At 70.5% G+C, this 26496-nt stretch carries 18 protein-coding genes; 13 read left to right on the plus strand and 5 right to left on the minus strand.

Translation table 11 applies throughout. The features are described from left to right. Positions 1–544 precede the first annotated feature (544 nt). The 12 genes from WMF14_RS42405 (at position 545) to WMF14_RS42460 (ending at position 17615) form a co-directional block, all read left to right on the plus strand. A complete protein-coding gene (locus WMF14_RS42405) occupies positions 545–1225 on the plus strand; it encodes a class I SAM-dependent methyltransferase (protein ID WP_272102211.1) in 681 nt (226 codons plus the stop codon). Positions 1226–1298: 73 nt separating this feature from the next. Beyond that, positions 1299–3545 (plus strand): glycosyltransferase, encoded by a 2247-nt coding sequence (locus WMF14_RS42410; RefSeq protein ID WP_437796156.1) that lies wholly within the window; start codon positions 1299–1301, stop codon positions 3543–3545. Positions 3546–3578: 33 nt separating this feature from the next. Beyond that, positions 3579–4973, plus strand: coding sequence for a DUF362 domain-containing protein (locus tag WMF14_RS42415; protein WP_437796159.1), 1395 nt, complete (start codon positions 3579–3581; stop codon positions 4971–4973). Positions 4974–5233: 260 nt separating this feature from the next. Continuing rightward, positions 5234–6511 (plus strand): non-reducing end alpha-L-arabinofuranosidase family hydrolase, encoded by a 1278-nt coding sequence (locus tag WMF14_RS42420; RefSeq protein WP_437796161.1) that lies wholly within the window; start codon positions 5234–5236, stop codon positions 6509–6511. 92 nt (positions 6512–6603) lie between these two features. After that, positions 6604–7365 carry an SDR family NAD(P)-dependent oxidoreductase gene (locus WMF14_RS42425; RefSeq protein ID WP_272102207.1) on the plus strand — a complete coding sequence of 254 codons (762 nt, stop codon included), beginning with the start codon at positions 6604–6606 and terminating at the stop codon, positions 7363–7365. A gap of 17 nt (positions 7366–7382) precedes the next feature. Next, positions 7383–8711 carry an enolase C-terminal domain-like protein gene (locus WMF14_RS42430; RefSeq protein ID WP_437796164.1) on the plus strand — a complete coding sequence of 443 codons (1329 nt, stop codon included), beginning with the start codon at positions 7383–7385 and terminating at the stop codon, positions 8709–8711. After that, complete coding sequence (locus tag WMF14_RS42435; protein WP_272102205.1) at positions 8708–9517, plus strand: fumarylacetoacetate hydrolase family protein; 810 nt, start codon at positions 8708–8710, stop codon at positions 9515–9517. The genes WMF14_RS42430 and WMF14_RS42435 overlap by 4 nt, the downstream gene beginning before the upstream one ends. Next, positions 9518–10012 (plus strand): LUD domain-containing protein, encoded by a 495-nt coding sequence (locus WMF14_RS42440; protein ID WP_437796167.1) that lies wholly within the window; start codon positions 9518–9520, stop codon positions 10010–10012. Between the two features lie 304 nt (positions 10013–10316). Next, positions 10317–11567 (plus strand): non-reducing end alpha-L-arabinofuranosidase family hydrolase, encoded by a 1251-nt coding sequence (locus WMF14_RS42445; RefSeq protein ID WP_437796170.1) that lies wholly within the window; start codon positions 10317–10319, stop codon positions 11565–11567. 212 nt (positions 11568–11779) lie between these two features. Then, positions 11780–15643, plus strand: coding sequence for a serine/threonine-protein kinase (locus tag WMF14_RS42450; protein ID WP_437796173.1), 3864 nt, complete (start codon positions 11780–11782; stop codon positions 15641–15643). Positions 15644–15785: 142 nt separating this feature from the next. Then, positions 15786–16631 carry a hypothetical protein gene (locus WMF14_RS42455; RefSeq protein WP_437796174.1) on the plus strand — a complete coding sequence of 282 codons (846 nt, stop codon included), beginning with the start codon at positions 15786–15788 and terminating at the stop codon, positions 16629–16631. A 159-nt stretch (positions 16632–16790) separates the two neighbouring features. Then, the gene (locus WMF14_RS42460; protein WP_437796176.1) at positions 16791–17615 is read left to right on the plus strand and encodes an SIMPL domain-containing protein; all 825 of its coding nucleotides are present in this window, start codon (positions 16791–16793) and stop codon (positions 17613–17615) included. A 52-nt stretch (positions 17616–17667) separates the two neighbouring features. On the opposite strand, the gene WMF14_RS42465 is transcribed toward WMF14_RS42460, so the two are convergent. The 3 genes from WMF14_RS42465 to WMF14_RS42475 form a co-directional block, all read right to left on the minus strand. Further along, the gene (locus WMF14_RS42465; RefSeq protein ID WP_437796178.1) at positions 17668–18678 is read right to left on the minus strand and encodes an alpha/beta hydrolase family esterase; all 1011 of its coding nucleotides are present in this window, start codon (positions 18676–18678) and stop codon (positions 17668–17670) included. Positions 18679–19069: 391 nt separating this feature from the next. Continuing rightward, positions 19070–19870: a hypothetical protein gene (locus WMF14_RS42470; RefSeq protein WP_437796180.1), complete on the minus strand. Its 801-nt coding sequence runs from the start codon at positions 19868–19870 to the stop codon at positions 19070–19072. 370 nt (positions 19871–20240) lie between these two features. Then, positions 20241–21629 (minus strand): sigma-54-dependent transcriptional regulator, encoded by a 1389-nt coding sequence (locus WMF14_RS42475; protein ID WP_437796182.1) that lies wholly within the window; start codon positions 21627–21629, stop codon positions 20241–20243. Positions 21630–21801: 172 nt separating this feature from the next. Here WMF14_RS42475 and WMF14_RS42480 point away from each other — a divergent pair, with 172 nt between their 5' ends. Next, on the plus strand, positions 21802–22701 hold the full coding sequence (locus WMF14_RS42480; protein WP_437796184.1) for a PaaI family thioesterase: 900 nt from the start codon (positions 21802–21804) through the stop codon (positions 22699–22701). Positions 22702–22804: 103 nt separating this feature from the next. Here the strand turns inward: WMF14_RS42480 and WMF14_RS42485 are convergent, their stop codons facing one another. Both WMF14_RS42485 and WMF14_RS42490 read right to left on the minus strand, forming a co-directional pair. Continuing rightward, positions 22805–24013: a cytochrome P450 gene (locus WMF14_RS42485; RefSeq protein ID WP_437796186.1), complete on the minus strand. Its 1209-nt coding sequence runs from the start codon at positions 24011–24013 to the stop codon at positions 22805–22807. 15 nt (positions 24014–24028) lie between these two features. After that, positions 24029–26482, minus strand: a complete 2454-nt coding sequence (locus WMF14_RS42490) for a proprotein convertase P-domain-containing protein (RefSeq protein WP_437796188.1) — start codon at positions 26480–26482, stop codon at positions 24029–24031. Positions 26483–26496 lie beyond the last annotated feature (14 nt).

Raw genomic sequence — 26496 nt, forward strand, 5'->3', positions numbered from 1 at the left:
CGCCTGCCATTCGATGAAGCCGTCGCGGTTCGAACGGAGGCGTGCCGCGCAGCGAACCCGCGCAGGCACACGGTGCGTCGTCCAGTCATCCGCGCGAGCAACGATCTCCCTCGCGTGGAGGGAGAGAGAACGCATCGTGTCGAGAGCCAGTGACGTCGTGAGGGGCCCAAGCTACTCCCTTGGGGCACCAACAGCAAGGAGTGTCTCCGCAATCTTTTTTCTTTCCGCCCGCAGCGGCAACCAGCGCGTGCTCGCGCGGTCGCGCGGTCGCGCGAGCACGCGAGCACGCGAGCACGCGAGCACGCGAGCACGCGAGCACGCGATGCGTCCGGGGGTGCTCAACAGCGTCTCCCGGCGGACCTGCTCGATGCGCGCTGCACCGCACCGTCAGCGGCCTCTCACACGACCAGGGAGCCGCCACGGCGGCGACCAGGCGGATCGCCGCCTCGACGTTCACGTCGGAGGATGACCGCGTGGTCACATCGGCGGGCGCCGAGCGGTCGCCGGGGTGAGGCTCCGCCGCCCCCGTGCTATGGGCCCGGCCATGGCGAACGCCGCCGGCGACATCGACGTGGAGGCGCTGAACGACCGCCTCGCCCGAGAGCACCCGATCGACGACTACTACGACCGCGCCCCGCTGCCGATCCGGCTCATCGAGCGCGAGCGGCTCGCCATCATCCGCGGCATGCTGGGCGACTGCGCCGGGCTCGACCTCGCGGAGGTCGGCTCGGGCGGCGGGCACGTGCTCCGGATGTTCCCGCGGGCCCGCATCACGGCGATCGACGTCTCCGATGTCTTCCTCGGCACCGCGCGCAAGAACCTCGCGGGCTACGACGCCCGCTTCCTCAAGGGCGAGGTCGACAAGCTCGACCTCCCCGCCGCGAGCTTCGATCGCATCGTCTGCACCGAGGTCCTGGAGCACACCGTGGATCCCGCCGCCGTCCTCGCGGCCATCGCGCGCCTCTTGCGCCCCGGCGGCGTGGCCGCGATCACGGTGCCGAACGACCCGCTCATCGCGCGGCTGAAGGGCATCGTCCGCCGCACGCCCGTCGGCTACCTCCTGCGGGATCGCATCCAGTGGGGCGGGGACGCGTACCACCTGCACCAGTGGACTCCCGACGAGTTCGGCCGCCTCCTCGACCGCCATTTCCGCGTGACCGAGCGCCGCGCGGCGCCGCACGGCGCGCTGCCGATCCGCGCGTGCTTCCGCTGCGTCCCCCGGTGAGCGCTCCGGCGCGCCCGGGCCGCCCCTCGCTCTGCTGCGGTGTCTCCTTCAAGGCAAGATAGGCGAACACACCATGTCCGACCCCCGAACCGAGCTCGCTCCGGACGCGCCGATCGAGCTCTCCGTCCTCGTGCCCTGCCTCAACGAGGAGCTGAACATCCCCGAGCTCACCGACCGCATCCTCGGCGTCTTCCGCGAGGGGGCGCTCACGGGCGAGCTCATCCTCGTCGACGACGGCTCGACCGACGGCACCGCCACGACGATCCGCGCGCTCATGGCCGCGCACCCCGGGCTCGTCGTGGGGTGCTTCCACCCGCAGAACCGCGGCATCACGGCGGCGTGGCGCACCGGCGCCGCCGCCGCGCGCGGCAAGCTCGTCGCCACCATCGACGCCGATCTCCAGTACCAGCCCGAGGACCTCCTGCGCCTCCGGCGCGAGCTCTACGAGCACAGCGTCGATGTCGTCCAGGGCTGGAGGAGCGCCGTCGGGCGCCGCAGGGACCGCCGGTACCACCTGAGCCGCGGGCTCAACCACCTCTTGAACACCACCTTCGGCATGTCGCTCCACGACAACAAGAGCGGCTTCGTGATGTGCGCCCGGGAGGTGTTCCAGGATCTCTTGACGTACAAGGGCAGCTATTTTTACTGGCAGTCCTTCATCCTGGTCGCCGCCCACGCCAAGGGCTACTCCTACAAGGAGATCGAGACGCTCTTCGAGCAGCGGCGGCAGGGCGTCTCCTTCCTCGATCAGGCGGCGGCGCGCGCCGTGGCCAAGTCGTTCTACGACCTCGGCAAGGCCGCGTGGGAGTACCGCGTGGACCGGATCCCGCCGGACGTGGCCACCCAGTATCTCCGCCGCAATCCGGTGGTCGACCGCTCGCCGGAGCGCGATCCGCTCTCCACGGCGAGGTGGCGCGCGTACCTGGCCGCGTTCAACCACACCCACTGGATGATCACGCGCGACGTCGAGCACTACTACGAGACGCTGCGCAGGACGCAGTGGCTCACGCCGGCGCAGACCCGCGAGCTCCAGGACGAGAAGCTCAGGCGGCTGCTCCGCCACTGCTACCGCAACGTGCCCTACTACCGCGCTCGCATGCAGGAGCTCAAGCTCCGGCCCGAGGACATCCGCGGCCAGGAGGACCTCCACAAGCTGCCGTTCCTCACCAAGGCGGATATCCGGCGCCACCTCTACTTCGACATCATGTCGGAGAACCACGACAAGTCGCAGGTCCTCAAGATCACGACGAGCGGCTCCACCGGCGAGCCCTTCGTCTGCTACGCGGACCGGGCTCAGCTCGAGTTCCGCTGGGCGGCGACGCTCCGGGCCCAGGAGTGGACGGGCTACCGCTTCGGCGACCCCACGGTGCGGCTCTGGCACCAGACGATCGGCATGACGAAGTGGCAGGCTGCCCGCGAGCGCGCGGACGCCGTCCTGTCAAACCGGACGTTCATCCCCATCTTCGAGCTCTCCGACGACAACCTGGGAGAGATGATCGCGAGGATCGCCGGCGCGCGGCCGGTGCTCATGGATGGCTACGCCGAGGCGCTCGATTTCCTGGCCCATTACGTCAAGAGCACCGGAAAGGTCGCGGCCCGGCCGCGCGCCATCATGTCGAGCGCGCAGACGCTGCCGCTGCCGAGCCGCCGGCTCATCGAGGAGGCGTTCGGCTGCAAGGTCTTCGACAAGTACGGCAGCCGCGAGTTCTCGGGCATCGCGTACGAGTGCGACGCGCACGAGGGCCACCACGTGGTGGCCGAGGGGTACATCGTCGAGGTCCTGCGCGACGGGCGCCCCGCCGAGCCGGGGGAGATCGGAGAGGTGGTGATCACCGATCTCAACAACTTCTGCATGCCGTTCGTCCGCTACCGCATCGGCGATCTCGCCGAGGCGATGTCCCCGTCCGCGCCGTGCCCCTGCGGCCGGGGGGCGCCGCGCGTCGGCCGCATCGAGGGGCGCGTCCAGTCCATCATCCGGGGGACGGACGGGCGCTACCTGCCCGGCACGTTCTTCGCGCACTACCTCAAGGAGTTCGATTACGCGATCAAGCGCTTCCAGGTGGTGCAGGAGGAGCGCGACGCCATCACGTTCCGCGTGGTCAAGGGCGGGCGGTTCTCGCAGCAGGTCCTGGAGGAGGTGCTGGCGACGTTCCGCCATCACCTCGGCGAGCGGATGCGCATCGACGTCGAGTTCGCCGACGACATCGCGCTCGTCCGCACGGGCAAGCACCTCGCGAGCGTCTCGCGCCTCAACGTCGATTTCCAGCGCGCCGCGCCGACCGAGATCCTCTCGCCCGGCCCGAACGGCGCGGGCGCTTGACCGGGGGCCCCGATGACAGCGACGAGCCGCCGCGTGGTGACGGTCTCCCGGCCGGGCGTGAGCTACGGGGGCAGCGCGCCCTACGGCCCGCCGGGCGCCGTCTACGAGGCCGTCGAGGCGCTCTTCCGCCGGCTCGGCCTCGACGCGGCCCGCGCCGGCACGCCCGCGTGGAACCCGCTCGGCGACCTGATCGCGCCGGGGGACCGCGTCGTCGTCAAGCCGAACCTCGTCTCCTCGAAGAACCTTCACCAGAAGATCACGGGCGAGCGGCTCGCCGCCTCGAGCACCCACGGCTCGCTGCTCCGGCCCGTGCTCGACTACGCCCTTCGCGCCGCCGGCCCGCGCGGGAGGGTGCGCGTCGTCGACTCCCCCGTCGAGGGCTGCGAGATCGAGAAGGTCGCCGGCCCGCTCGGCATCTTCGACGTCATCGATCACCTGAAGGCCCAGGGGCATGACGTCGATTTCATCGACCTGCGGTATTTCCGGATCGCGCCTGTGTTCGCGCTCGACGACGTGCGCCGCTTCGGCCGCTCGTGGAACCTCGGCCTGCTCCTCCGCCGCCGCCTGCCCGGCGATCCGCGGGGCTACCGGGTCGTCGATCTGGGCTCGAGCAGCTTCTTCGCCGGCGCGGGCGCCCCGCGCAGCGCTGCGCTCCGCTTCCACCGCAGCCATTACGCGACGCCGGTGCCGCACCACACGGGGCAGCGGCACGAGTACAGCATTCCCCAGACGCTGCTCGACGCGGATGTCGTCATCAACCTCCCCAAGCTGAAGACGCACAAGAAGACGGGTATCACGCTGTCGCTGAAGAGCGTGATCGGCTTGACGAACGAGAAGTACTGGCTCCCGCACTTCACCGAGGGCGATCCGTCGGTCGGCGGCGACGAGTTCGATCGGCCTCAAGGTCTCGGAGAAGCGGTGGAGAACAAGCTCAGCCGATTCCCGCTCCCCGGCGATCACTCGCTCGTCGCGCGCGCGCCGCGGCTCGGGGCGCCGCCGAAGGTCATCGACGGCAGCTGGGAGGGGAACGACACGCTCTGGCGGACCATCCTGGATCTCAACCGCATCCTGTTCTTCGCGGACCGCGGCGGCGCGCTGCGCGGGGAGCCGCAGCGGCGGTACCTGACGATCGTGGACGGCATCGTCGCGGGCGAGGGCGAAGGGCCGCTCGGGGCGACGCCCGTGCGCGCAGGGCTCCTGATCGGCGGGTTCGATCCGGGCCTCGTCGACGCGATCGCCTCGCAGGTGATGGGCTTCGATCCGGCGCGGATACCGCTCGTGCGGGAGTCGCTGGGCGGGGTGCTGCTCCCTGGCAGTCGCCTCGACGAGGTCGAGCACGTCGTCGACGGGCCCGCGCCGACTTACCGGTTCAAGCCGCCCCGCAGCTGGCCGTCGCTGCTCCCCGGCATGGCCGGCGCGGCGGCGTGACGGGAAGAATCCAGTCTGCGTCCCTGTGACACCGCCGCCGGCCGCCGCTGCGCCCCCATCGGGATCGAGGATGGACCGCGCGCCGGTTTTTGATTGACGACGACAATGTGAACGTTCACAATTTGGTCTCCGGGTATCCTTCTGCTTTGCCCTGGGTAGGCCGTCATGCGCCCCGGCTTCTCGTCCTCATGCGCGTTCACCCTGGCGGTCGGGCTCTGAGGAGCTCGATGGCCCGATTGGGCATCCCTCTGGAGACTAGCATGATCACTCACCTCGATTTGCCCTGCCACGCTCTGGCTCCGTACCGTTCCCTCCTTCGTCTCTCTGCTCTCGGCTGTGTGCTCGCGGCGCTCGCCGGCTGCGGCGGCGGCACGACCGACGACCAGCCCTCCCCTGATGGGACGGGTGGCTCGGAGAATCCGGTGACGGGCGCCAGCAGTACGACGGGCGCCAGCAGTACGACGGGCACCGGCGGGAGCACTGCTACGTCGAGCTCCGTCGGGAGCGGGGGAAGCGGTACGACGGGTACCGGCGGGAGCACGTCGGCCTCGGGGACCGGCGGCAGCGGCGGCGATCCAGGGGACGGTGGTGGAGGCGCAGGCGGCTCCCCGCCGACCTGCGACTTGCCCACCACGTTCAAGTGGAAGTCGGGGCCTCCGGTGATCAGCCCCAAGCCGCCTGCCGGCCGCAGCTGGGCATCCGTCAAGGACCCGACGATCGTGTTCTTCGAGAACAAGTACCACGTGTTTGCCACCGTGTTCGACACCACGTCGGGCAACGGCGGATGGCAGTCCATGTACTCGAACTTCACGGACATCCCTCAGGCGAACGCCGCTGAGCAGCACTACATGGCGAGCTGGCCCACCGGCAGCACGGTCGCGCCCCAGGTCTTCTATTTCCAGCCGCACAAAAAGTGGTACCTCATCTACCAGTGGAACGGCCGGTACTCGACCAACGATGACATCAACAACATGAACGGCTGGAGTCGGCCCCAAGGGCTGCTCCGAGGCGAGCCGAACGGCGCGCTGGACTTCTGGAACATCTGCGACGACAAAAACTGCTACCTCTTCTTCTCGCGGGACGACGGAAAGCTCTACCGCTCCAAGGTCAGCATCGACAAGTTCCCGAATTACGACGGTTACGAGACCGTCATGTCGGCCCCCAGCGCGAGTCTCCTGTTCGAAGCCAGCAACGTCTACAAGGTGGATGGGTCGAACAAGTACCTGCTCATGGTGGAGGCGTACGACAACAGCCCTCGCTTCTTCAGGTCGTGGACGTCCGAGAGCCTCGACGGCCCCTGGGCTCCCCTGGCGGACACCAAGCAGAACCCCTTCGCCGGCCCTGCCAACGTGACCTACGAAGGCCAGGACTGGAGCGACGACATCAGCCACGGCGAGCTGATCCGCTCCGGGCACGACGAGAAGATGACCATCGACCCGTGCGACCTGCGGTTCCTCTACCAGGGCAGAGATCCGAAAGTCGGCGGGGATTACGGCAAATTGCCCTACAGGCTCGGGATGTTGACGCTCCAGAAGTAGCTCCGCTCCCCTCCAGTTGTGGTTTTACCACCCCGGTAAGCCTGGCGGCCGCTCGGGCCGCCAGGCGGACGCAACCTGGATTCCACCCTCCCATGACCCCCTTTCGTCTCGACGCAAAGACTGCGCTCGTGACCGGCGCCGGGTCGGGTATCGGCCGCGCGATCGCCGAGCTGTTCGCGGCGCAAGGGGCTCTCGTCTGGGTGGTCGATCACGACGAGACAGGGGCGGAGACGGCCGTGCGCGCGATCCGCGAGCGCGGTGGGCGTGCGGAGGCGGCCCGGGCCGACGTCGCCGCCGAGTCGGAAATGGCCGCGCTCGGAGAGCGGACCGGACCTGTCGACGTGCTGGTGAACAACGCGGGGACCGGGCACGTCGGGAATTTGCTCGGCACGGCCGCGGCCGATCTCGATCGCCTGTACGCGGTCAACGTGCGCGGAGTATTCAACGGCACCAAGACGTGGGCACCGGCGATGCTCGAGCGCGGCCGCGGCAGCGTGATCACCATGGCGTCGGTGGCCGGGCTCGTGGCGGTGCGCGAGCGGCTCGCCTACACGACGACCAAGTTCGCCGTCGTCGGGCTCACCAAGGCGCTCGCGCTCGACCACTCCGGGACCGGCGTGCGTTTCAACTGCATCTGCCCCGGCCGCGTCGAGACGCCGTTCGTGATGCAGCGCATCGCGGCGTACCCCGATCCCGAGCGCGCGTACCGGGAGATGGCTGCCACGCAGCTGACCGGCCGCATGGTGCGGCCCGACGAGGTCGCCGCTGCCGCGCTCTACCTGGCGAGCGACGCCTCGGAGATGGTGACCGGCAGCTGCCTGTCGATCGACGGCGGCTGGACCGCAGGCAAATGACGGAGGCGTGACGGACCATGGTTTGGACGGGTATCATCACGGATGTCCGCGTGTCGGACGTGCGCTTCCCGACGTCGCTTACGCTCGACGGCTCGGACGCGACCAACCGCGATCCGGATTATTCCGCCGCGTACGTCGTGATCGAGACCGATCGTCGCGACGGTGTCACGGGCCACGGCCTGGCGTTCACCATCGGCCGGGGCACCGAGGTGGTGGTCGCGGGCATTCACGCGCTTCGCCACCTCGTCGTGGGCAAACCGATCGCCGCGTTCACGAGCGCACCGGGTGAATTCTGGAAGCTGCTCACGGGCGACAGCCAGATCCGCTGGCTCGGTCCGGACAAAGGCGTGATGCACCTGGCGACCGCCGCGGTCGTCAACGCGCTCTGGGATCTGTGGGCCAAGCTCGAGCAGAAGCCGCTGTGGAAGCTGCTCTCGGAGCTGAGCCCCGAACAGATCGTCGAGCTCGTCGATTGGCGCTATCTGAGCGACGCGCTCACGCCCGAAGAGGCACGCCGCTCTCTGGATCGGCTCGTCCCGACCCGCGACGCGCGCGCGGCCGCGATGCTGGACGAAGGGTATCCCGCCTACACGACCTCCGTGGGCTGGCTCGGCTATCCGGACGAGAAGATCCGGCGCGCGTGCCGCGAAGGTATCGAGCAGGGGTTTTCGCGCTTCAAGCTCAAGGTCGGCCTGGATCTCGCGGACGACCTGCGGCGTACGGCGCTCGTGCGCGACATGATCGGGCCGGAGCACACGCTGATGATCGACGCCAACCAGCGCTGGGGCGTCGAGCAAGCCATCGAGTGGGTGCGGCGGCTCGCCCCGGCCCGGCCGTGGTGGATCGAGGAGCCGACGAGCCCGGACGACGTGCTCGGGCATGCCGCGATCGCTCGAGCGCTCGAGCCGCTCGGCATCGGCGTCGCGAGCGGCGAACACTGCGCGAACAGCGTGATGTTCAAGCAGTTCATGCAGGCGGGCGCGATCTCGTTCTGCCAGATCGATTTTTGCCGGCTCGCCGGAGTGAACGAGGTCGTGGCGGTGCTGTTGCTCGCCGCGCACTTCGGCGTGCCGGTCTGTCCGCACGCGGGCGGCGTCGGCTTGTGCGAGTACGTCCCGCATGCGTCGCTGTTCGACTACATCGCCGTGAGCGCGTCGCTCGAACGCCGGTGCATCGAGTTCGTCGATCACCTGCACGAGCACTTCGTCGACCCCTGTGTGGTGCGCGGCGGGCGCTACCTCGCCCCCACGGCGCCAGGCACATCGATCACCATGAAGGCCGACTCGCTCGCGGCGCACACGTTCCCCGGCGGGCAGGTCTGGCAGGACCTCTCGGAGCGCTCATGAAAATCATCCGCTACCTGGACACGAACGGACGCGCCCGCTACGCGAGCGAGCAGGGCGATGGTACGGCCCTGCGCATCGAAGGCGACCTCTTCGAGCACTACACGGTCACACAAGAACGTGCGGAGGTCGCGCGCAGGCTCGCCCCGATCGCTCCCACGCAGATCCTCGGCATCGGCCTGAACTACCGCCGGCACGCCGAAGAGACCAAGGCCAAGCTCCCCGAGCACCCGATCGTCTTCATGAAGGGACTGAACGCCGTCCAGGATCCTGGCGCGCCGATCGTGATTCCGCGTCAGCTGGCGAGCGAGGAGGTCGATTACGAGTGCGAGCTCGCCGTGGTCATCGGCAAAGCGTGCAAGAACGTGAGCCGCGCGCGCGCGCTCGAGCACGTGCTCGGTTACACGTGCGCGAACGATGTGTCGGCTCGCGACTGGCAGCTCCGGCGCGGCGGCGGGCAGTGGTGTCGCGGCAAGACGTTCGACACGTTCGCCCCGCTCGGCCCCCGCCTCGTCACCGCGGACGAGGTCGGAGATCCAGGAGCGCTCCGCATCGCCACCCTCCTGAACGGCGAGCGCGTGCAAGACTGGACGACCGGCGACATGATCTTCGGCGTGCCCGAGCTCATCGAGTTCTTGAGCGGCAGCACGACGCTGCTGCCGGGCACCGTGATCCTCACGGGGACGCCGCATGGTGTCGGCATGGCCCGAACACCGCCGCGCTGGCTGCGCCCGGGAGATCGGGTCGAGATCGAGATCGAGAAGATCGGCGTGCTCGAAAACCACGTCGTCTCCGAAGGGGAAGCGTGAATGACGGCGGCCCCGCCGCGCTCGACGCCGGGCAGCTCGCGGCCCGCTCCTCGCCCGCGGCGGCTCGCGCCTGGCGCCAAGGTCACGCATGGCCCGCGTGGCGCGGGGGAGCCTCCCGCCGCTGGCTCGCCGAGCGCCGCGGTCAGGAGAGGTGAGCTCGAGCATGGGCCGCGATCGCGAGCGTGTGATGGACCGGGGGCGCGGGGCGCTCGCGGCGTTGCCGGAGCGGACGCCGCTGCCCGACATCTCCGAGGCCACGCTGCGGCCCCGCGTTCCCCCCCGCGCCTCGGCGCGCTCGCCCGCTGGATCCACGTGGCGCTCGTTCGCCGCGCCGACATCCACCGTTCGCTCGGCGCCGCAATCTCCGCGCTCGGCGGCGACCCCTACGTGGTCTGGTGTACGGGGCCATCCAAGACGGCCGACGTGGAGGGCATCCTGATTCAGGGCGTGCACGGACCGGGCGAGCACATCGCCCTGATCGTCGATGCCTGGTAGAGCGACGCCGGGAGCGCGTTCTGAGGAGTTTCCGGCGATCGGCATCGTGGCTGGCGAGTCCCGCGCGCCGGTTTTCAATTGACGCCGCAGATGTGAGCGCTCACAATTTGGCTCGGAGATTGCTCCGCTTTGCCCTGGGTAGGCCGCCATGCGGCACCGGGCCGTTCGTCCTCGTGCGCGTCAACCTTGACAGTCGGGCTCTGAGGAGCTCGCTGCCCGCTCGGGCATCCCTCTGGAGACCAGCATGATCACTCCCTTCGATTTGCCTCGCCAATCTTTGACTCCGTCCCGCTCCATCCTTCGTTTGTCTGCCCTCGGCTGTGTGCTCGCCGCGCTCGCCGGTTGCGCCAGCGACACGGGGGACGAGCAGCCCACCGGTGGTGGTACGGGTGGCTCGGAGAACCCGACGACGAGCGCCAGCAGCACGACAGGCGCGGGCGCGAGCACGAGCACAAGCGGCACGGGTGGATCAGGCCCCGGCACGAGCACGAGCACGAGCACGAGCAGCGGAAGCGACCCGGGTACGGGCGGCGACCCGACGGGTGGGACCGGGGGGAGCGGCGGCGCTCCGGGGGACGGCGGCGGCGGCGCGGGCGCGGGCGGCTCGCCGCCCGTGACCTGCGACCTGCCCACCACGTTCAAGTGGAAGTCGGGGCCTCCGGTGATCAGCCCCAAGCCGCCTGCCGGCCGCACCTGGGCATCCGTCAAGGACCCGACGATCGTGTTCCACGACGGCAAGTACCACGTATTTGCCACCGTGTACGACACCACGGGCAACGGGGGGTGGAGCTCCATGTATTCGAACTTCACCGACTTCGATCAGGCGAGCGCCGCTCCGCAGCAGCACATGGCGAACTGGCCCACCGGCGGCACGGTCGCGCCCCAGGTCTTCTTTTTCCGGCCGCACAACAAATGGTACCTCATCTTCCAGTGGAACGGCCGGTACTCGACCAACGACGACATCAACAACCCCAACGGCTGGAGCCGGCCCCAGCCGCTGCTCAAGGGCGAGCCAGGCCAGATGGGGAACACCCTTGGCGCGCTGGATTTCTGGAACATCTGCGACGACAAGAACTGCCATCTGTTCTTCTCGCGGGACGACGGGAAGCTCTACCGCTCCAAGGTCAGCATCGATAAATTCCCGGCTTTCGATGGGTACGAGACCGTCATGTCGGCTCCCAGCAACGGGCTCCTGTTCGAGGCCAGCAACGTCTACAAGGTGGATGGCACGAACAAGTACCTGCTCCTGGTGGAGGCGTTCGACAACAGCCCTCGCTTCTTCAGGTCGTGGACCTCCGAGAGCCTCGACGGCCCCTGGGCTCCCCTGGCGGACACCAAGCAGAAGCCCTTCGCCGGCCCTGCCAACGTGACGTTCGAAGGCGGGGACTGGAGCGACGACATCAGCCACGGTGAGATGATCCGCTCCGGGAGCGACGAGCGAATGACCATCAACGCGTGCAACATGCAGTTCCTCTACCAGGGCAGGGATCCGAACGCCGGAGGGGCTTACGAAAGATTGCCGTACAAGCTGGGTCTGATCACGCTCGAGAAGTGACGCCGCGCCCCTCCTCGAGCTCTCGGTAAGGGACGTCCAGGCAGAAGCGCCGATCTCCCGATCGGCGCCTCCCCACCGAGCCCGTGGCGACATCGGCCAGGGCCGGCATCGTGATCAACCATCGATGCGTCCGGGGCGCCGCGCGCGCAGGCTCCGCGGCCAGAATCCAGAGGATCGCTGGACGAACGGCATTCTCCGTCTATCCTTGAGCGGTGCGCACGGGGGAGCTCTTGGGGGGGCGCTTCCGGGTCGAAGCGCTCGCGGAGACCGGGGGGATGGGCGCGGTCTACCGCGCCTTTGACGTCACCACCGGAAGGCGGGTCGCCGCCAAGGTGCTGCACGATCCGTCGCCGCAGCACCTCGCGCGCTTCGCGCGGGAGGCGGAGCTCCTTGCCCGTCTCACACACCCCGGGATCGTCCGGTACGTCGCCTACAGCGCCGCGCGCGAGAGCACGCCCTTTCTGGTCATGGAGTGGCTGGAGGGAGAGGACCTCTCCCGGCTCCTCTCGCGTCGGCGGCTCACGGTCGCCGAGGCCGTGGAGCTCGGGGCGCGCGTCGCTGCGGCCCTGGGCGCCGCCCACGCGCTCGGGATCGTCCACCGCGATCTCAAGCCGGCCAACATCTTCCTCGTCGGCGGCCGGATCGAGGAGCCCAAGCTCCTCGATTTCGGGGTCGCCCGTTTCCCGGACATGGCGCCGATCACAGGCGCCGGGGTGCTGGTCGGCACGCCCGACTACATGGCCCCGGAGCAGGCGCGCAGCGGCGATGAGGTCGGCGCCCCAGCGGACATCTTCTCGCTCGGCTGCGTGCTCTTCCAGTGCGTCACCGGCGCGCCGCCGTTCCAGGCAGATCACCTCGTCGCCCTCCTCGCCAGGATCATCTTCGACGAGCCGCCGCGCTTGTCGGACCGCTGCCCCGGCGCGCCCCCGTGGCTCGACGCGCTGCTCTCGCAGATGCTCGAGAAGGATCCGGCGCGGCGCCCGCGCGACGGGGCCGCGGCCCACGCCGCGCTCGCGGCGCAGGAGGTCCAGGCCGGGTCGCTCCCGGCACCGGCGAGCTCCGCCCTCACGAGCAGCGAGCGCCGCTTCCACGGCGTCGCGGTGATCGGCCGGGCGCCAGCGTCCGCGCTGGACGCCACCCTCTCGGTCTGCGACGTGGACGCGGACGCCGGCGCGCTCCGGGAGGTCGCCGCCCGCTTCGAGGGGCGCCTGGAGCTGCTCGCCGACGGTACGGCGGTGCTCATCGTCGGCCGCCCGCACGTGCCCACCGACGTCGCCGCGCAGCTCGCGCGCTGCGCGCTTGCGCTGCGGGAGCGCGTCCCCGAGCGCCCGATCGCGATCACGGTCGGCTGGGGCGAGCTCGGGCGCGGCCTGCCGGTCGGCGACGCCATCCAGCGCGCGGCGGGGCTGCTCCGGAGCGCGGGCGGCGCGGGCGCGCCGCAGATCCTCCTCGACAAGACCACCGCCGGGCTGCTCGAGACCCGCTTCGAGGCCGCGATCACCGCGTCCGGCGCCGTCGAGCTCCGCGGCGAGCGCAACGCCGCCGAGCCGTTGCGCCCGCTCCTCGGCAGGCCCACGCCCTGCGTCGGCCGCGATCACGAGCTCCGCCTGCTGGAGCAGACGTTCGCCGCCTGCGCCGGCGAGCCCGCCGCCCGGGCGGTGCTCGTCATCGGCGCCGCGGGCATGGGCAAGTCCCGCCTGCTCCAGGAGCACCTCGCGGCCCTCCGGCGCGCCGGCGCGCCCGCGGAGATCTGGGCGGGGCTCGGGGATCCGCTGCGCGCGGGCTCCATCGGCGGCCTGCTCGCGGAGGTGATCCGGGGCGCGGCGGGGATCAAGGGCGGCGAGCCCATCGAGGAGCGGCGCGCGCTCCTCCGGGCCCGCGTCGCCCGCCGCGTGCCCGAGGCGGAGCGGCGCCGGATCGAGGAGTTCCTCGGCGAGCTCGCCGGGGTCCGCTTCCCCGACGAGGACAGCCTCCCGCTCCGCGCCGCCCGGCAGGACCCCGAGCTGCTCGGCGAGCAGATGCAGCGCGCGCTGCGCGATTTTCTGCGCGCCGAGTGCGCGGCCCAGCCGGTGGTGCTCGTGCTGGAGGACGTGCACTGGGCCGATCGCGCCTCGGTCGCGGCCATCGACACGGCGCTGCGCGAGCTCTCGGATCAGCCGCTCGTCGTGCTCGCCACGGCGCGCCCCGAGATCAAGCAGGCCTACCCCGATCTCTGGGCCGAGCGCGGGCGGCAGGAGCTCTGCCTCAGGCAGCTCTCGCCGAGGGCGTGCGCGCAGCTCACGCGGGAGGCGCTGGGCGACGCGGCCGACGGGGCGCTCGTCGATCGCCTGGTCACGCAGTCCGAGGGGCAGCCCTTCTTCCTCGAGGAGCTGATCCGCGCGACGGCGGAGGGCCGGGGCGACGCGCTGCCCGACACCGTGGTGGCGATGGTGCAGGTCCGGCTGGAGGCGCTCCCGCCCCCCGCGCGCCGGATCCTGCGCGCCGCCAGCGTGCTCGGCGAGGTGTTCTGGCGAGGCGCCGTCGCGCACCTGCTCGGCGGCGACGCCGCTTCGCTCGCGGATCACCTCGCGGCGCTCGTCACCGGGGAGCTCTGCGTCCGCCGCCGCGAGGGCCGCTTCCCGGGCGAGGAGGAGTACGCCTTCCGCCAGGCGCTCCTGCGCGAGGGCGCTTATGCGCAGCTCACCGAGGAGGATCGAGCGCTCGGCCACCGCCTCGCCGCCGAGTGGCTCGAGACCGCGGGCGAGGCCGATCCGCTGGTGCTCGCGGCGCACTGCGAGCGCGGCGGCCTGACCGCCCGGGCGGCGTCGCTGCTCGTCCGAGGCGCCGAGCTCGCGGCCGCGCGCCGGGCGTACCTCGACGCCGAGGGCTGCTACGGGCGCGCCGAGGCGCTGCTCGGCGCGCTGCTCCCTGCGGCGCGCCACGCGCGGGGCCTCGCTCGCTTCCGGCTCGGGCGCCACACGGAGGCCCTCGCCGATCTCGCCGCGGCGCGCGACGACGCGGCCGCGGTGTCGGAGCCGGGGGCGGAGATCGAGCTCCTCCTCGATGAGGCCATGATCCTCGACTGGATGGGCGAGTACCGGGCGGCAAGCGAGCGGGTCGAGGCCGCCGAGCGCCTCGCCGACTGGGTGGCCTCACCCCTGCTCGGCGCGCGCCTGCTCCTCGGCGTGGGCCGCTCGCTCCACCGCGCCGACCGCGAGGACGACGCCGCCGCGGTGCTGTCGCGCGCCGCGGCGCAAGCCGCGCGGCTCGGGGACGAGGGCCACGAGACGCACATCATCGCCCGGCTGATGCTCGGCTTCATCCTGGCCAGCCTCGGCCGGGTCGACGAGGCGGCGCGGGGCCTCGACGCGGTGATCCTCAGCTGCGAGGAGCGCAGCGATCTCATGCACCTCGGCGCAGCGCTGAACAACCGCGGGCTCGTGCGAGCCCTCCAGGGCGACCGCGCCGGGATGATCGCCGATTGCGAGCGCACCATCGCGCTCGGGCACGACCTCGGCCAGCCGGCGCTCGAGCTCATCGGCCACTTCAACCTCGCCGAGTACCTGTACCTGATGGATGATCTCGAGGCTGCGGCGCCGCATGCGCATGCCGTCCAGGCGATAGCGCCGCGCTGCGGCGAGCGCCACGCGCCGGTCGCCGTGGCGCTGCTGACCGCGCGCCTGCGGCTCTACCAGGGCGACGAGGCGGGCGCTCGCGGGATCGCGCTGCGGCTCCGAGCGGCGCAGGAGGAAGCCGGCGGCGAGGCGCTGAAGCCTTCGGAAGACGTGCTCTGCTCGATGATCGAGCTCGCGACCCGCGACGACGACCACGCCGCGTGGGCCGCGCTCGAGGACCGCTCCGCGCGCTGCTCTGTAGGGCAGGAGCGGATCGAGGTGCTCGAGGCGCGGGCCCTCGCCGCCTTCCGTCGCGGCCGGCACGTCGATGCCCGGTCTCGGCTCGAACGCGCCCTCGCTGCCGCCTCCACCATTCCGACCGTCATGGGCAGTCGCCTCCGTCGCTGGCACGCGGAGCTGACAGAGCTGACAGAGCTGACAGAACCGGACGCCCCGGACACCCACCCTCGCCGCCGCCGCTGAATCACCTTGCACGGGCGCGACAATGCGGGAAAGGTAGAATATTGAGCCCATAGCAAACCTATGGGCAATGGTTGGTGAGCCCGCGCTCGGGCGCCGCGCGCAGGGAGCCGCCGGGTCATACGCCAGAAATGGGGGGGAACCCATGTCTCTCAAGCAGACATTCATCGTGCTTGGCTGGGCCGGGGTGCTGTCGGGCTGCGCCGCCGAGGTGGTGGACATCGGTGCGTGGGATGAGCCAGTGGGGGAATCCCAGGGGGCCCTCCTGAGCGGCAACGCGCTCAGCGCCAACGCCCTGAACCTCAACGCCTTGAACCTCAACGCCTTGAACCTCAACGCCTTGAACCTCAACGGTCTCAGCGCGCAAAACCTCGCCGCGATCCGGGATCCCGGCCCGGGCGGCGCGCTGGCGCGCGAGTTCGTGCGTTATGCGACGAGCTGCGCCCTGACGAGCACGGAGTCCTTCGCCTTCTCGTGGACGGACTCCAAAGGCAAAATCCACAACGAGCGCTACCCCGGGCTGCTCGGCGTCGCGCCCACCTGGGCGAGCGGGCCGCTCGACGATCTCGGGCAGCGCATGGTCTCCAGCTGCGTGGCGGCGCGCGTGAACTACTATCAGGTACCGGTCCTCCTCTCCGCCCGCTCGCTGCGGGATCCGCTGAAGACGCTCGCCTCCAGCCAGGAGCTCATCGATTATCCGGACGTCGAGGGGGCCTTCTGGGGCAACCTGTTCGCGGCGCAGCCCTACATCAACGCCTGCTACAACAGCGCGACGGTCGACAACTCCCGCGCCTACCAGCGCGACTGCGCCGCAGGCCACCTGATCTCCGGGAGCCAGATCGTGGAGTGCGGGGTGATCCGCATCGCCGGACCATGCAGCCAGGTCTGCCAGACTCTCAACGGGGCCGGCCAGTACTACCCGGCCTGTATCGACCGCCCCGGCCAGAGCACCACGACCATCAAGGAGGTGATCACCACCGCCTTGCCCTGACCGGCGCGGGCGCCTCTCGGGCAGACGCCGTACTTTACAGACGCGAAGGCCCCTTGAGTCCGCCCCTCGCGGTCGAGCCTCCTCGGCCCTAGATTCGGCGCGCTGACAGCAAACTCGGCTGCCGGGCGCAGCCGATCCGCTCGAAGGAGGAGAATCGCGATGCGTCCTATTATGCCGACCCTCACGCAAAGCCTCACCGCGGGGCTCGCGCTCGGGCTCATGACATGCATTTCGTCGACCGCGCTCGCCGGGCGCCCCGTCGCCAAGCGCGTCGCAGCGGATAGCCTCGCAGCCGAGGAACCCGAGGCCGCGACGGAGAACGCCGAGAAGCGGACCATCACGATCGGCGGCAACGGCGAGGTCACGAGGCCTGCGGACTCGATGCGCACGAGCATCGGCGTCGAGGCCCGCGAAAAGACGCTCGAGGCCGCGCGCGACAAGGCCGCGACCAGGTCGCAGGCCGTGCTCGCCGCCCTGCGCGGCCTCGCCATCCCAGGGCTGGAGATCCGCACGGTCGATATCTCGCTCTCGCCGATCCACGAGTCGAGCCTGGCGCCCGTGGAAGTAACCGAGCCCAGGATCATCGGTTATTCAGCTTCCAACCAGCTCTCCGTCGCGCTGCGGGGCGCGTCGCCGGCCGAGCTGCAGGCTGCAGGCTCGAAGATCCTCCAGGCCGCGCTGACCTCGGGCGCCAACGACGTCGGCGGGCTCGATTTCTTCCTGAGCGACCCCACCGAGGCGCGCCGGGCGGCCCTCGCGGCTGCCGTGCAGGACGCGCAGGCGAACGCCAAGGCGGTGGCCAAGGCGGCGAACATCAGGATCGTCGAGCTGCGGTCGATCTCGGTCGGTCAACCGGAGCGTTTCGCCTATGCGCAGCAGATGAAGGCTGAAATGGGAGGCGCGGGCGCCTTCGCCGTCGAGCCCGGCAAGCTCCGTGTCACCGCCACGGTGATGGTCCGCGTCGCGTTTGCCCCGACCCCGTGAGCTCAGGGCGACGGCCCGCAGGCGGCGCTCGCGATCGCGGCTCGGGGCGTCCTTACGGCATGCCCGTGAAGAAGTCGTACATCGCCTTGATGGCAAAACACGGCACGCCGTGGCTCGTGTTGCTGTACGAGGGGTCGTCGTGTGAGCACCAGATCGTCGGCTCCGAACAGCCGCTGTAGGACACGCAGCCGGGGTTCACCGTCTTGCCGCTGCTCTGGCAGCCCATCACCTCGGAATACGGCGTCGAGCTCATCTCGCACATGTTGGCGGAGCGGAACCTCGCGACCGTGCTCGCCCCGTCTCCCCCGCGGACGGTGTCGTTCTTGCCCTGGATGTACATCACGGGCATGGACACCTGCAGCGCGCCGTAATCGGAGGCCGCGACGGGCGCGACCGCCCTGAAGTTCAGGTGCTCGGCATCGGACTTGTGCGCCAAGATCTGCACGATCATCTGTGCGCCGGAGCTGTGGCCGGTGGCGAACACGCGGTCCATGTCGATGCAGTAGTTGTCCATGAGGTCGTCGTAGATCCGCAGGACCTTGGCGATATCGCTGTTGTAGTTCCAGCATCCACCTCCGTCCGACGACCTCCCCACGGCGCGCACGTACTCCGTCTCGAAATCCGACCCCCGCGTCAGGTTGATGAACTGGTCGATCGGGTTGCCGCAGGCGTGGAACCCCATCAAGAGGGGGAGAGGGGTGTTGCCATCGTAGCTGTCCGGGAACGTGTAGATGTGATCATTGTCGACCTTCACCGTTCCGCTCGCGGGCCGCCCCGACTTGCCGCAGCCTGGGCTCGGGTTGCCCGCCGGCGGTTCCGTGCCGCCGGTCCCCGTCCCGCCGGCCCCGGCCTGCGGTCCGCCCCCGGTCGACCCACCTGTCGTGCCGCCGCTGGTCGTGCCACCGCTGGAGGCGCTGGCGTCATCGCTCGTTCCCCCTGTCGAGGTGGTCTCCCCGGCGCTCGCAGACGTGTGGGCTCCGCCTTCGCCGCCCGTGGCCTGACCGGCTCCGCCACCTCCCGTACCGGGTGAGCCTGTCTCGGACGAGCAAGCGAGGAACAGCAAGGCGACTGCGGGGAAAGCGGAATAAGCACCTGGTCTCGGCATCGTCTAGACCCTCTCTTGAACGCCCGATTCGTCTTTCCGCGCTCGCCCCGTGCCGATCCCGCGATGATCTCGGGCGATGATACGCCTCACCTGGAGGCACCAGCCAGTCCGTCAGGGCGGCCGCACAGAAGGACGAAAGGCCCGGTGCGCATGGCGCGCCTCTCCGTGGCAAAGCGGAAGAAGGATCGACGAGTCGACTGTGAGCGTTCACATGGTCGGCGTCAATCAAAATGGACCGGCGCGACGCCGTCCTTGATGCCGGCCGGTGCGCGGCGACGGCAACCGCGCGTCCGTCGACTCCCACGGCAACGATCCGTGGGAGTTCGACGCGCAGGGGCCCTTCGTCGGGTCAGTTGGCGATGAACGCGCAGCACCCGGCGACACAGATGTAGCCGTCGGCGCACCCATCACTGCAAGGATCCGAGCACGTCGGAGCCGACCCGCCTTCGCCGCCGCCGGGGTCGGAACCGCCGCTATCGGAGCCGCCGCCGGGATCGGAGCCGCCGGGGTCGGAGCCGCCGCCGCCATCGCTCTCGCCCGTGCTCCCGTCGTCGGGGCAATCGTGCCCGTCGTCGCTGCCGCCCGGATCGCCTGAGCTGCTGTCCCCGGGGTCGTCGGAGCCGCTGCCGGGGCCGCCGTCGCAATGGCCGGGGCCGATGCCGCCCTCGTTGAAGTCCGCAAGCGCACCGGACAGCGCGACGGCACGCTCGGCCGCGCCGCCTTTCTTGATGCCGTACGGGAGCCGGCCATCGGCGTCCTTGTTGTCGGCCATCCACGCCTCGGCGTCCGCGAGCGCCCCGCCCAGGGCCGCGTCGCTCGCGCCGCTGCCCACGTTCAGCAGCGCGGCGATCAGCTGGTGGCCCAGGATGAGGCTGGTGTCGCCCCGCGGCGCCGTCTGGAAGAGCTCGATCAGCTCCGCCTGGGAGTACACCTCTCCTCCGATGGTGAGCGTCGATGTCGGCCAGCTCTCCTCGTGGTTCTTCCAGTAGCCCTGGGTGAGCGTACAGCCGTCGCCGTCGGACGCGGGCGGCGTCTCGACCACGTTGCCTCTCCCCTCGCCGAAGCGATCCGCGTCGCCGTTCCCACAGGCGACGAGAGCGGAGCCCACCAGCGACAGACACCCCACGAGCACCATCCTGCCAAGCATCATGATCCCTCCTGAAGTTGCGCGTCGTGCGATGGGCGCTCCTCGCGAGGAGCGAGCGACATCGCGCGAGCCAGGCGGCGGGCATCGCGCCGGATCGGGGTGCACAGACGACCCCGCTCCGGCGGGACCAGGTTCTCGATCCACCCGCCCCAGCTGCAGCTCATGAGGAGCCGCGCTCTCGGTCCCTTCAGTGCCGGCCTGCGCTCGGCGCGGCTCATGTTTTTGGGGGTGCGTTCCGGTCACGTGTCGTTCTTGATCGATTGAATTTTTCCTTCATCAACACATGAGCGATCGAGATCACTTCAGCTCGTGAGATCCCGTATCATTCTCGCTCGATCAAATTCTTCCTTCACCAGCGCACGAGTGATCGAGGTCACTTCAGCCCATGACGATCCATCTTGTTGAGCAGCCCCTGCCGCGACAGCCCGAGCCGCGCCGCTGCCTGGCTCCTGTTGCCCTGGGTCGCCCGGAGCGCGGCGGCGATCTCGCGCCGCTCCAGCGCCGCGATCTTCTCTTCCAGCGTCGCCCCGTCAGCCGGCTCGTCGTCGCCTGCCAGAGCCGCGGGACCGCTGCCTCGCCGGGCCGGCGAGAGGTCCTCCTCGAGGATCTCTCCCCTGCCCCCGGCCATCACGAGCGCGCGCTGCATCTCGTGCCGGAGCTCTCGCAGGTTGCCGGGCCAGTCGCAGGCCTCGAGCCGGCGCATCGCGCCGGGCGAGATCGCGGTCGCCGGCGAGCGCGGCACGAGGGCCCGCGACAGGTTCAGAAAGTGCTGCGCGAGGAGCGGCAGATCGCCCACGCGATCCGCGAGCCGCGGCAAGGCGATCTCGATCCCGCGCACGCGCCAGTAGAGGTCGTCGCGAAAGGTCCTGTCCGCCACCATCGACTCGAGCGCCCTGTGGGTGGCGGACACGACACGGACGTCCACGGTCAGCGGGCGCGCAGCGCCCACCGGCAGGATCTCGCCCGTCTCGAGCACGCGCAGGAGCTTCACTTGCAGCGCCGGCTCCATGTCGCCGATCTCGTCGAGGAACAGGGTCCCTCCGTCCGCCTCGACGAACAGGCCGGGAGCGTCCTTGATCGCGCTCGTGAAGGCGCCTTTCCTGTGGCCGAACAGCGTCGATTCCAGGAGGGTCGGCGCGAGCGCGCCGCAGTTGACGGCGATGAAGGCCTTGTCCTTCCGGCGGCTCCTTGCGTGCAGGGTGCGGGCGAACACCTCCTTGCCCGTCCCCGACGCGCCGGTGATGAGCACCGGCACGTCGGTCGGCGCCGCGCGCTCGCACAGCGTCCTCGCCTCGAGGAAGGCCGGCGACTGGCCGAGCATCGCGGAGGCGTCGCCCTCGCGGGCGGCGAGCGAGCGCTCGAGCTCCGCCACCCGATCTTCGAGCGCGAGGCGCGCGGCGGCGCGAGCGACCACGGAGAGCAGCACGTCCGGGTCGACGGGCTTGGCCAGGAAGTCGTACGCGCCGCGCTCGACGAGGCGCAGCGCGAGCGGGGTCTCGCCCGCGCCCGACACGACGATCACCTTGGCCGCGGGCCGCTCGGCGAGGAGCCTGTCCGCGAGCGCCGCGCCCTCCTCGGCGCGGCCCGACGGCGGGAGCATCAGGTCGAGCACGACGAGGCGCGCGCTCGTGCGGCGGAGCTCCGAGAGCGCCTTCGGGGCGGCCCCGGCCTCGGCGACGGCGTAGCCCTCCAGCGCGAGGAGCTCGCGGTAGGCGTCGCGGAACCCCGGATCGTCGTCGATGAGCAGGACGGTCTCGGTCACGGGTGACCGTACCGCGTCGCCAGGGCGCGGATCCAGGCTTGTGCGCGGGGCGGCGCGAGGCGCTCTCCCTGCTTCACCCGGTTTCGCCCGGTACCTCGTGCCTGGAGGACGAACGGCCGGAGGGTCCGTACGCGAGGCTGGACGACTCCGGTCGACCTCAGCAGACTACCGCATGACCGAGAACGTCAAGACGTGGTTCGAGGACGGCTCCTACCCGGCCGACCTCGGGGTGAAGATCGAGGCCGCCGACGACGCGCAATCGCGCCTCTTCCTGCCCTACGAAGAGCGGAATACCATGTTCGGGCTGGTCCACGGCGGCGCGCTCGCCTCGCTCGTGTCGATCTCCGCGCACGCCATCGCGCGTGATCCCTCTCGCGCGGTCACGGAGCCACTCCGCACCGTCTCGATGCACGTGGGCTACGTGCGCGCGGCGCGCAAGGCGGTGACGGTCGAGACGCGCGCGTTGCGCCGCGTGCGTGAGCTGGGCTTCTTCGAGACGCTCATCACGGACGTAGACGGGAATGCGGTCGCACACGCCTCGTCGACCGTGAGCGAGGCCGGGCAGGACAGCGCACCGGCGGAATTCCCTCCCCTTACCGATCTTCCCGAGGGAGAGCGCGCCGGCGTCGCTCCGTCGGACGACGCGGAGGGCGGCGGCGCGGGAGCGATCCGCGCGGCGATGGCGGCCAGTCCATTCCTGTCGCGAAGGCAGCTGCGCCTCCTGGGCATGCGCCGCGGGGCGGTCGAGATGGCGATGGATGCAGCTGCGGCGAACCTCGACGGCAACGGCGCCACGCACGAAGGGGCCGTCCTGACGCTCATCGATGCCGCAGGCGCCACCTGCCCGTGGACGGTCGTCCCGCCGTCGCCGGGGGCGTCGGGCGCGACGATCGCCCTGAGCGCGCAGGTCCTCGGGCCGTTGCCCAGAGCCGGGCTCGTCGCGCGCGCCGTCGTGCGTGCGCGCGACGCGCGGATCTGCTGGACCGACGTCGCCGTCGTCGACGGCGCCTCCCGGATCGCGCGCGCCTTCGGAACGGTCGTGTACCGCTTCAGCGAGAAGAGCTGGTCATGATCGGTCAGCCGAGCGAGCGCCGAAGCGCCTCGAGCGGCGCCTCGGGTGCGCGGGACCGCCGCGGCCCCGGGCGCCGCCGCCGCATGCGGCTCGGCGCACCGAGCTACCGGGCAGGGCGCGCGCACCGGACCGGCATCGATTTCACGCCGCTCACCCAGTTCGAGCGGAGCCGCACGGCCGGCCCGGCGAGCTCGAGATCGGGGAGCCTGCGCAGGAGCTCCTCGAAGGCGACCCGTGCTTCCAGGCGCGCGAGCACGAGGCCCAGGCACACGTGGGGGCCGATGCCGAAGGAGAGGTGCTCGTTGGGCGTCCGGCCGACATCGAATTTGTGCGGGTCCGTGAAGACCGCCTCGTCGCGGTTGGCCGAGACGTACCACAGCACCACCTTGTCCCCGGCGGCGATCCGCTGCCCGCTGATCTCGGTGTCCCGCACCGCGGAGCGCCGGAAGTAATAGACCGGCGGCGTGAAGCGCAGCATCTCCTCGATGGCGGTCGGGAGGAGCGAGGGATCGTCGATCAGGCGCCGGCGCTGGTCGGGGTGCTCGAGGAGCGCGAGCATCCCGTTGGAGATGAGGTTCTTCGTGGTGTCGTGGCCGGCCGTGAGCAGCAAGTTGAAGAAGCCGCCGAACTCCGTGTAGGAGAGCTTCTCGCCGTCCACCTCGGCGGCCATGAGCAGGCTCAACATGTCGTCCTTGGGCTCCTTCCGCCGCTGCTCGGCGAGCCCGTGCGCATAGGCGTTCATGTTGTGGAGCACGGCGTTCAGCTCCTCGGGCGTGACGCCATAGGCGGGATCGCTGGCCCCGAAGAAGCGCGTCGTCCAGTCGAGCATCTGCTCCTGATCCTCGCGGGGGACGCCGAGCACCTCGAGGATCACGGCGAGAGGCAGCTTGCCCGCGATGTCGCTGGCGAAGTCGCACCCGCCGCGCTCGCAGGCGTCGTCGATGAGCCTCGTCACGAGCTCCCTCACGTGGCTTTCGAGGCGCTGGATGACACGGGGCGTGAACCCCTTGCTGACCAGCGCCCGGAACCGGGCGTGCCGGGGCGGATCCATCATGATCATGACATCGGGGTTGTCGCGCATGTCCCCCGGCGGGAGATCCTCGATGAAGAGGCCGCGCCCCGAGCAGAACGCGGCCGGATCGCGCGAGATGCGGGCGACGTCGGCGTGCCGCGTGATCGCCCAGAAGCCCCTGCCCGCCGGCTCGGGGTGCCAGTAGACGGGCGCCTCCCGGCGGAGGATCTCGAAGCGATCGTGCGGCGCGCCAGCGAGGTAGAGGTCCGGATCGAGGATATCGATGGTTTCAGGGGTCATCGGGGCAGGATCTCCTCAGGAGCTTTGCGAGCGCAACCGCTTACAACGTATCCGGGCCAGCGCGATGAGCGCGAGCGCCGCGGGCCATGGCCACGGGGGCTCGTCACCGCCCACGAAGCGGCACCCGCAGCCGCTCGTCTTGTCGCTGCTGGCGGATGGGTCGCCGTTCGAGCTGGCGCCCGCGCCGGTGCCCGACGCGGGGGTGCCGGTCGCCGCGCCGCCGGCGCCGCTGCCGGTCGCGCCGCCTTCGCCCGTGCTGCTGCCGCCGCTCGTGCCGGCGCCGGTGACCGCCGTGGCCGTGCCGGTCGCCGCGCCGCCGGCGCCGCTGCCGGTCGCGCCGCCTTCGCCCGTGGTGCTGCCGCCGCTGCCCGCCGCGGCGCCGCCGACCCCTGCGCCGCCGGCGCCGCTGCCTGTCGCGCCGCTTTCACCCGTGGTGCTTGCGCCGCTCGTGACGGCGCCGCCGGTCGCCGTGGCGCCGCCGGTCCCCGCGCCGCCAGCGCCGCTGCCCGTCGCGCCGCCCTCACCCGTGGTGCTTCCGCCGCCGGTACCGCCGCCTTCACCGCCGCCTTCGCCCGTGCTGCTGCGCGGGCAGCCCAGGACCGACACGTCGTCGATCGCGAGACCGGCCAGCTGGACGCTCGCGTCGCTGTCGAGGTGGAACACCACCTCCACGCGCTTTCCGGCGTATCCGCTGACGTCGGCGTAGTGCGTGCCCCATCCGGCGCTCTCCTGGAGCACCAGGTTGGAGCTACCGACGGTCGTGGTCATCGATGCATCGAGGAACTCCCAGAGACGCCTGGCGTTCGCACCCCCGACCTCTCGGATCTCCACCCACCCGTGATCCGAGGACGCGTTGTCGAGCTGGTACTTCATCGCCCAGCGGAGCTGGATGGGCGCCTGCACCCCGGACAGGTCGATCGGCGGGGAGACGAGATCCTGATTCGAGCTCGCGTTGTACACGCCCGAGAGGTTCGTCTTCCAGCATTGCGTTCCGCCGTTGCACGTCGCGATCGGCGCGGCGCTCGGTGCGCCGAGCGCCCACGCGTCCGCTGTGCCTGCGTGCGTGAAGCCCTGCGCGCCGCCCTCGAAGTCCGCCGACAGCCGGGTGGACGGGGCGTCGCCGCTCGAGCACGAGGGCGCGGGGATCGGCGCGTCGCAGATCGTGAGGCTCCACGCGGACAACACGCCGAGGTTGTTCGAGTTGTCCGTATCGTCCCGGAGCGTGAGCGTCCACCGGCCTCCAGCGTTCTCCCCATCGAACCAGTGCAACCGGTAGTCGCGCTCCGGCTGCACCACCATGCCGTTCAGCAGGGTGAAGTGTCCGGCCGGGAACGCAGCCTCGTCGTCGATCGTGAGTTCGAGGTTCGGGTAGGTCCTGCTGCCGATATCGGTGAAGAGACCGTTGGTGTTGCCGGCCGGCGAGACGAGGTACACGTCCACGTCGGGGGGCATGGGATGGCTGAGCCGGACGCTCACGTTCAGGTCACCGATACGGGGCGCGCCCGGGACGTCGATGAACGACGTCGTGGGCGCGCCGAAGAGGATGTCCCTGGGCACGTTCGCGCTGTCGTACGTGGTGCACCCCACGCTCGGCGCCGCCGGATGCACGCTCACGCTGAGCCCGTAATCACCCACCGTCACCGAGCCCGTCACGGTCACCCTGTAGGTGCCTGCTGCTTTGACGGTCGCGAAGATGGCGTCCGAGTAGGGTGTCTCGACAGGCCCGGACTGGTTGTCCACCTGGATGTCGAACCCGGACCCGAAGGGGCCGATCGCGAGCGCGGCGGCGAACTGCGTGAGGTCGCGCGTCGGGTCCTGATCGAGGCTCGCGAAGAGGGTATCGCCGGCGTTGAGGGAGAGCGAGTAGCTGTCGACATCGGTCGCGCCGCTGTGCGTGCCAGCGATCCAGCCGGTCGCGGGGAGCGCCTGCGGTGTCGTGTCGTTCGGCTCGACCTCCGCTATGGGCACGCCGCTCTGCACCTTGAGGTGGAGGTCGTAGGGGCGCACCTGGACGGTCGCGGAGGGCACGCGCACGCGCGCGTAGTACGTTCCTGCGGTCGCGAGGGGCGTGCCCGCGATGCTCGGCGACAAGCCCCCGAACGACCCGTTGAAGACGTCAGTCTCCAGCACGGTCGTGCCGTCTTGATCGAGGATGTCGAGGTCGGCGTCCTGCGACGCGGTGGAAGACGCGGACATCACGGCCGCGTAGACACGGCTCCCGGCGGGCGCCTGGAACGAGAAGAGATCCGCGTCGCCGTCTGGAGAGAGGTTGGCGCGCACGACCGTGTCGCTGGAGATGGCGTTCGCCTGCGACGCCGTCCCGTTGGGCTCCGCCTCCGAAGCGAGATCCTGTCCGACGGCCAGTCGCGCACTGCCAAGGCCGTCGCCTTCGTTTGCGCCGCAGCCGGAGAGGATCAACGCCGCCGCCCCCAGCGCAGCGGACGAGCTGATGAAATCGCTGCTTTTCACGTCGTTTCCCTTCC

This window comes from Sorangium sp. So ce693 (assembly GCF_051521375.1).
Classification (GTDB): Bacteria; Myxococcota_A; Polyangia; order Polyangiales; family Polyangiaceae; genus Sorangium; species Sorangium atrum.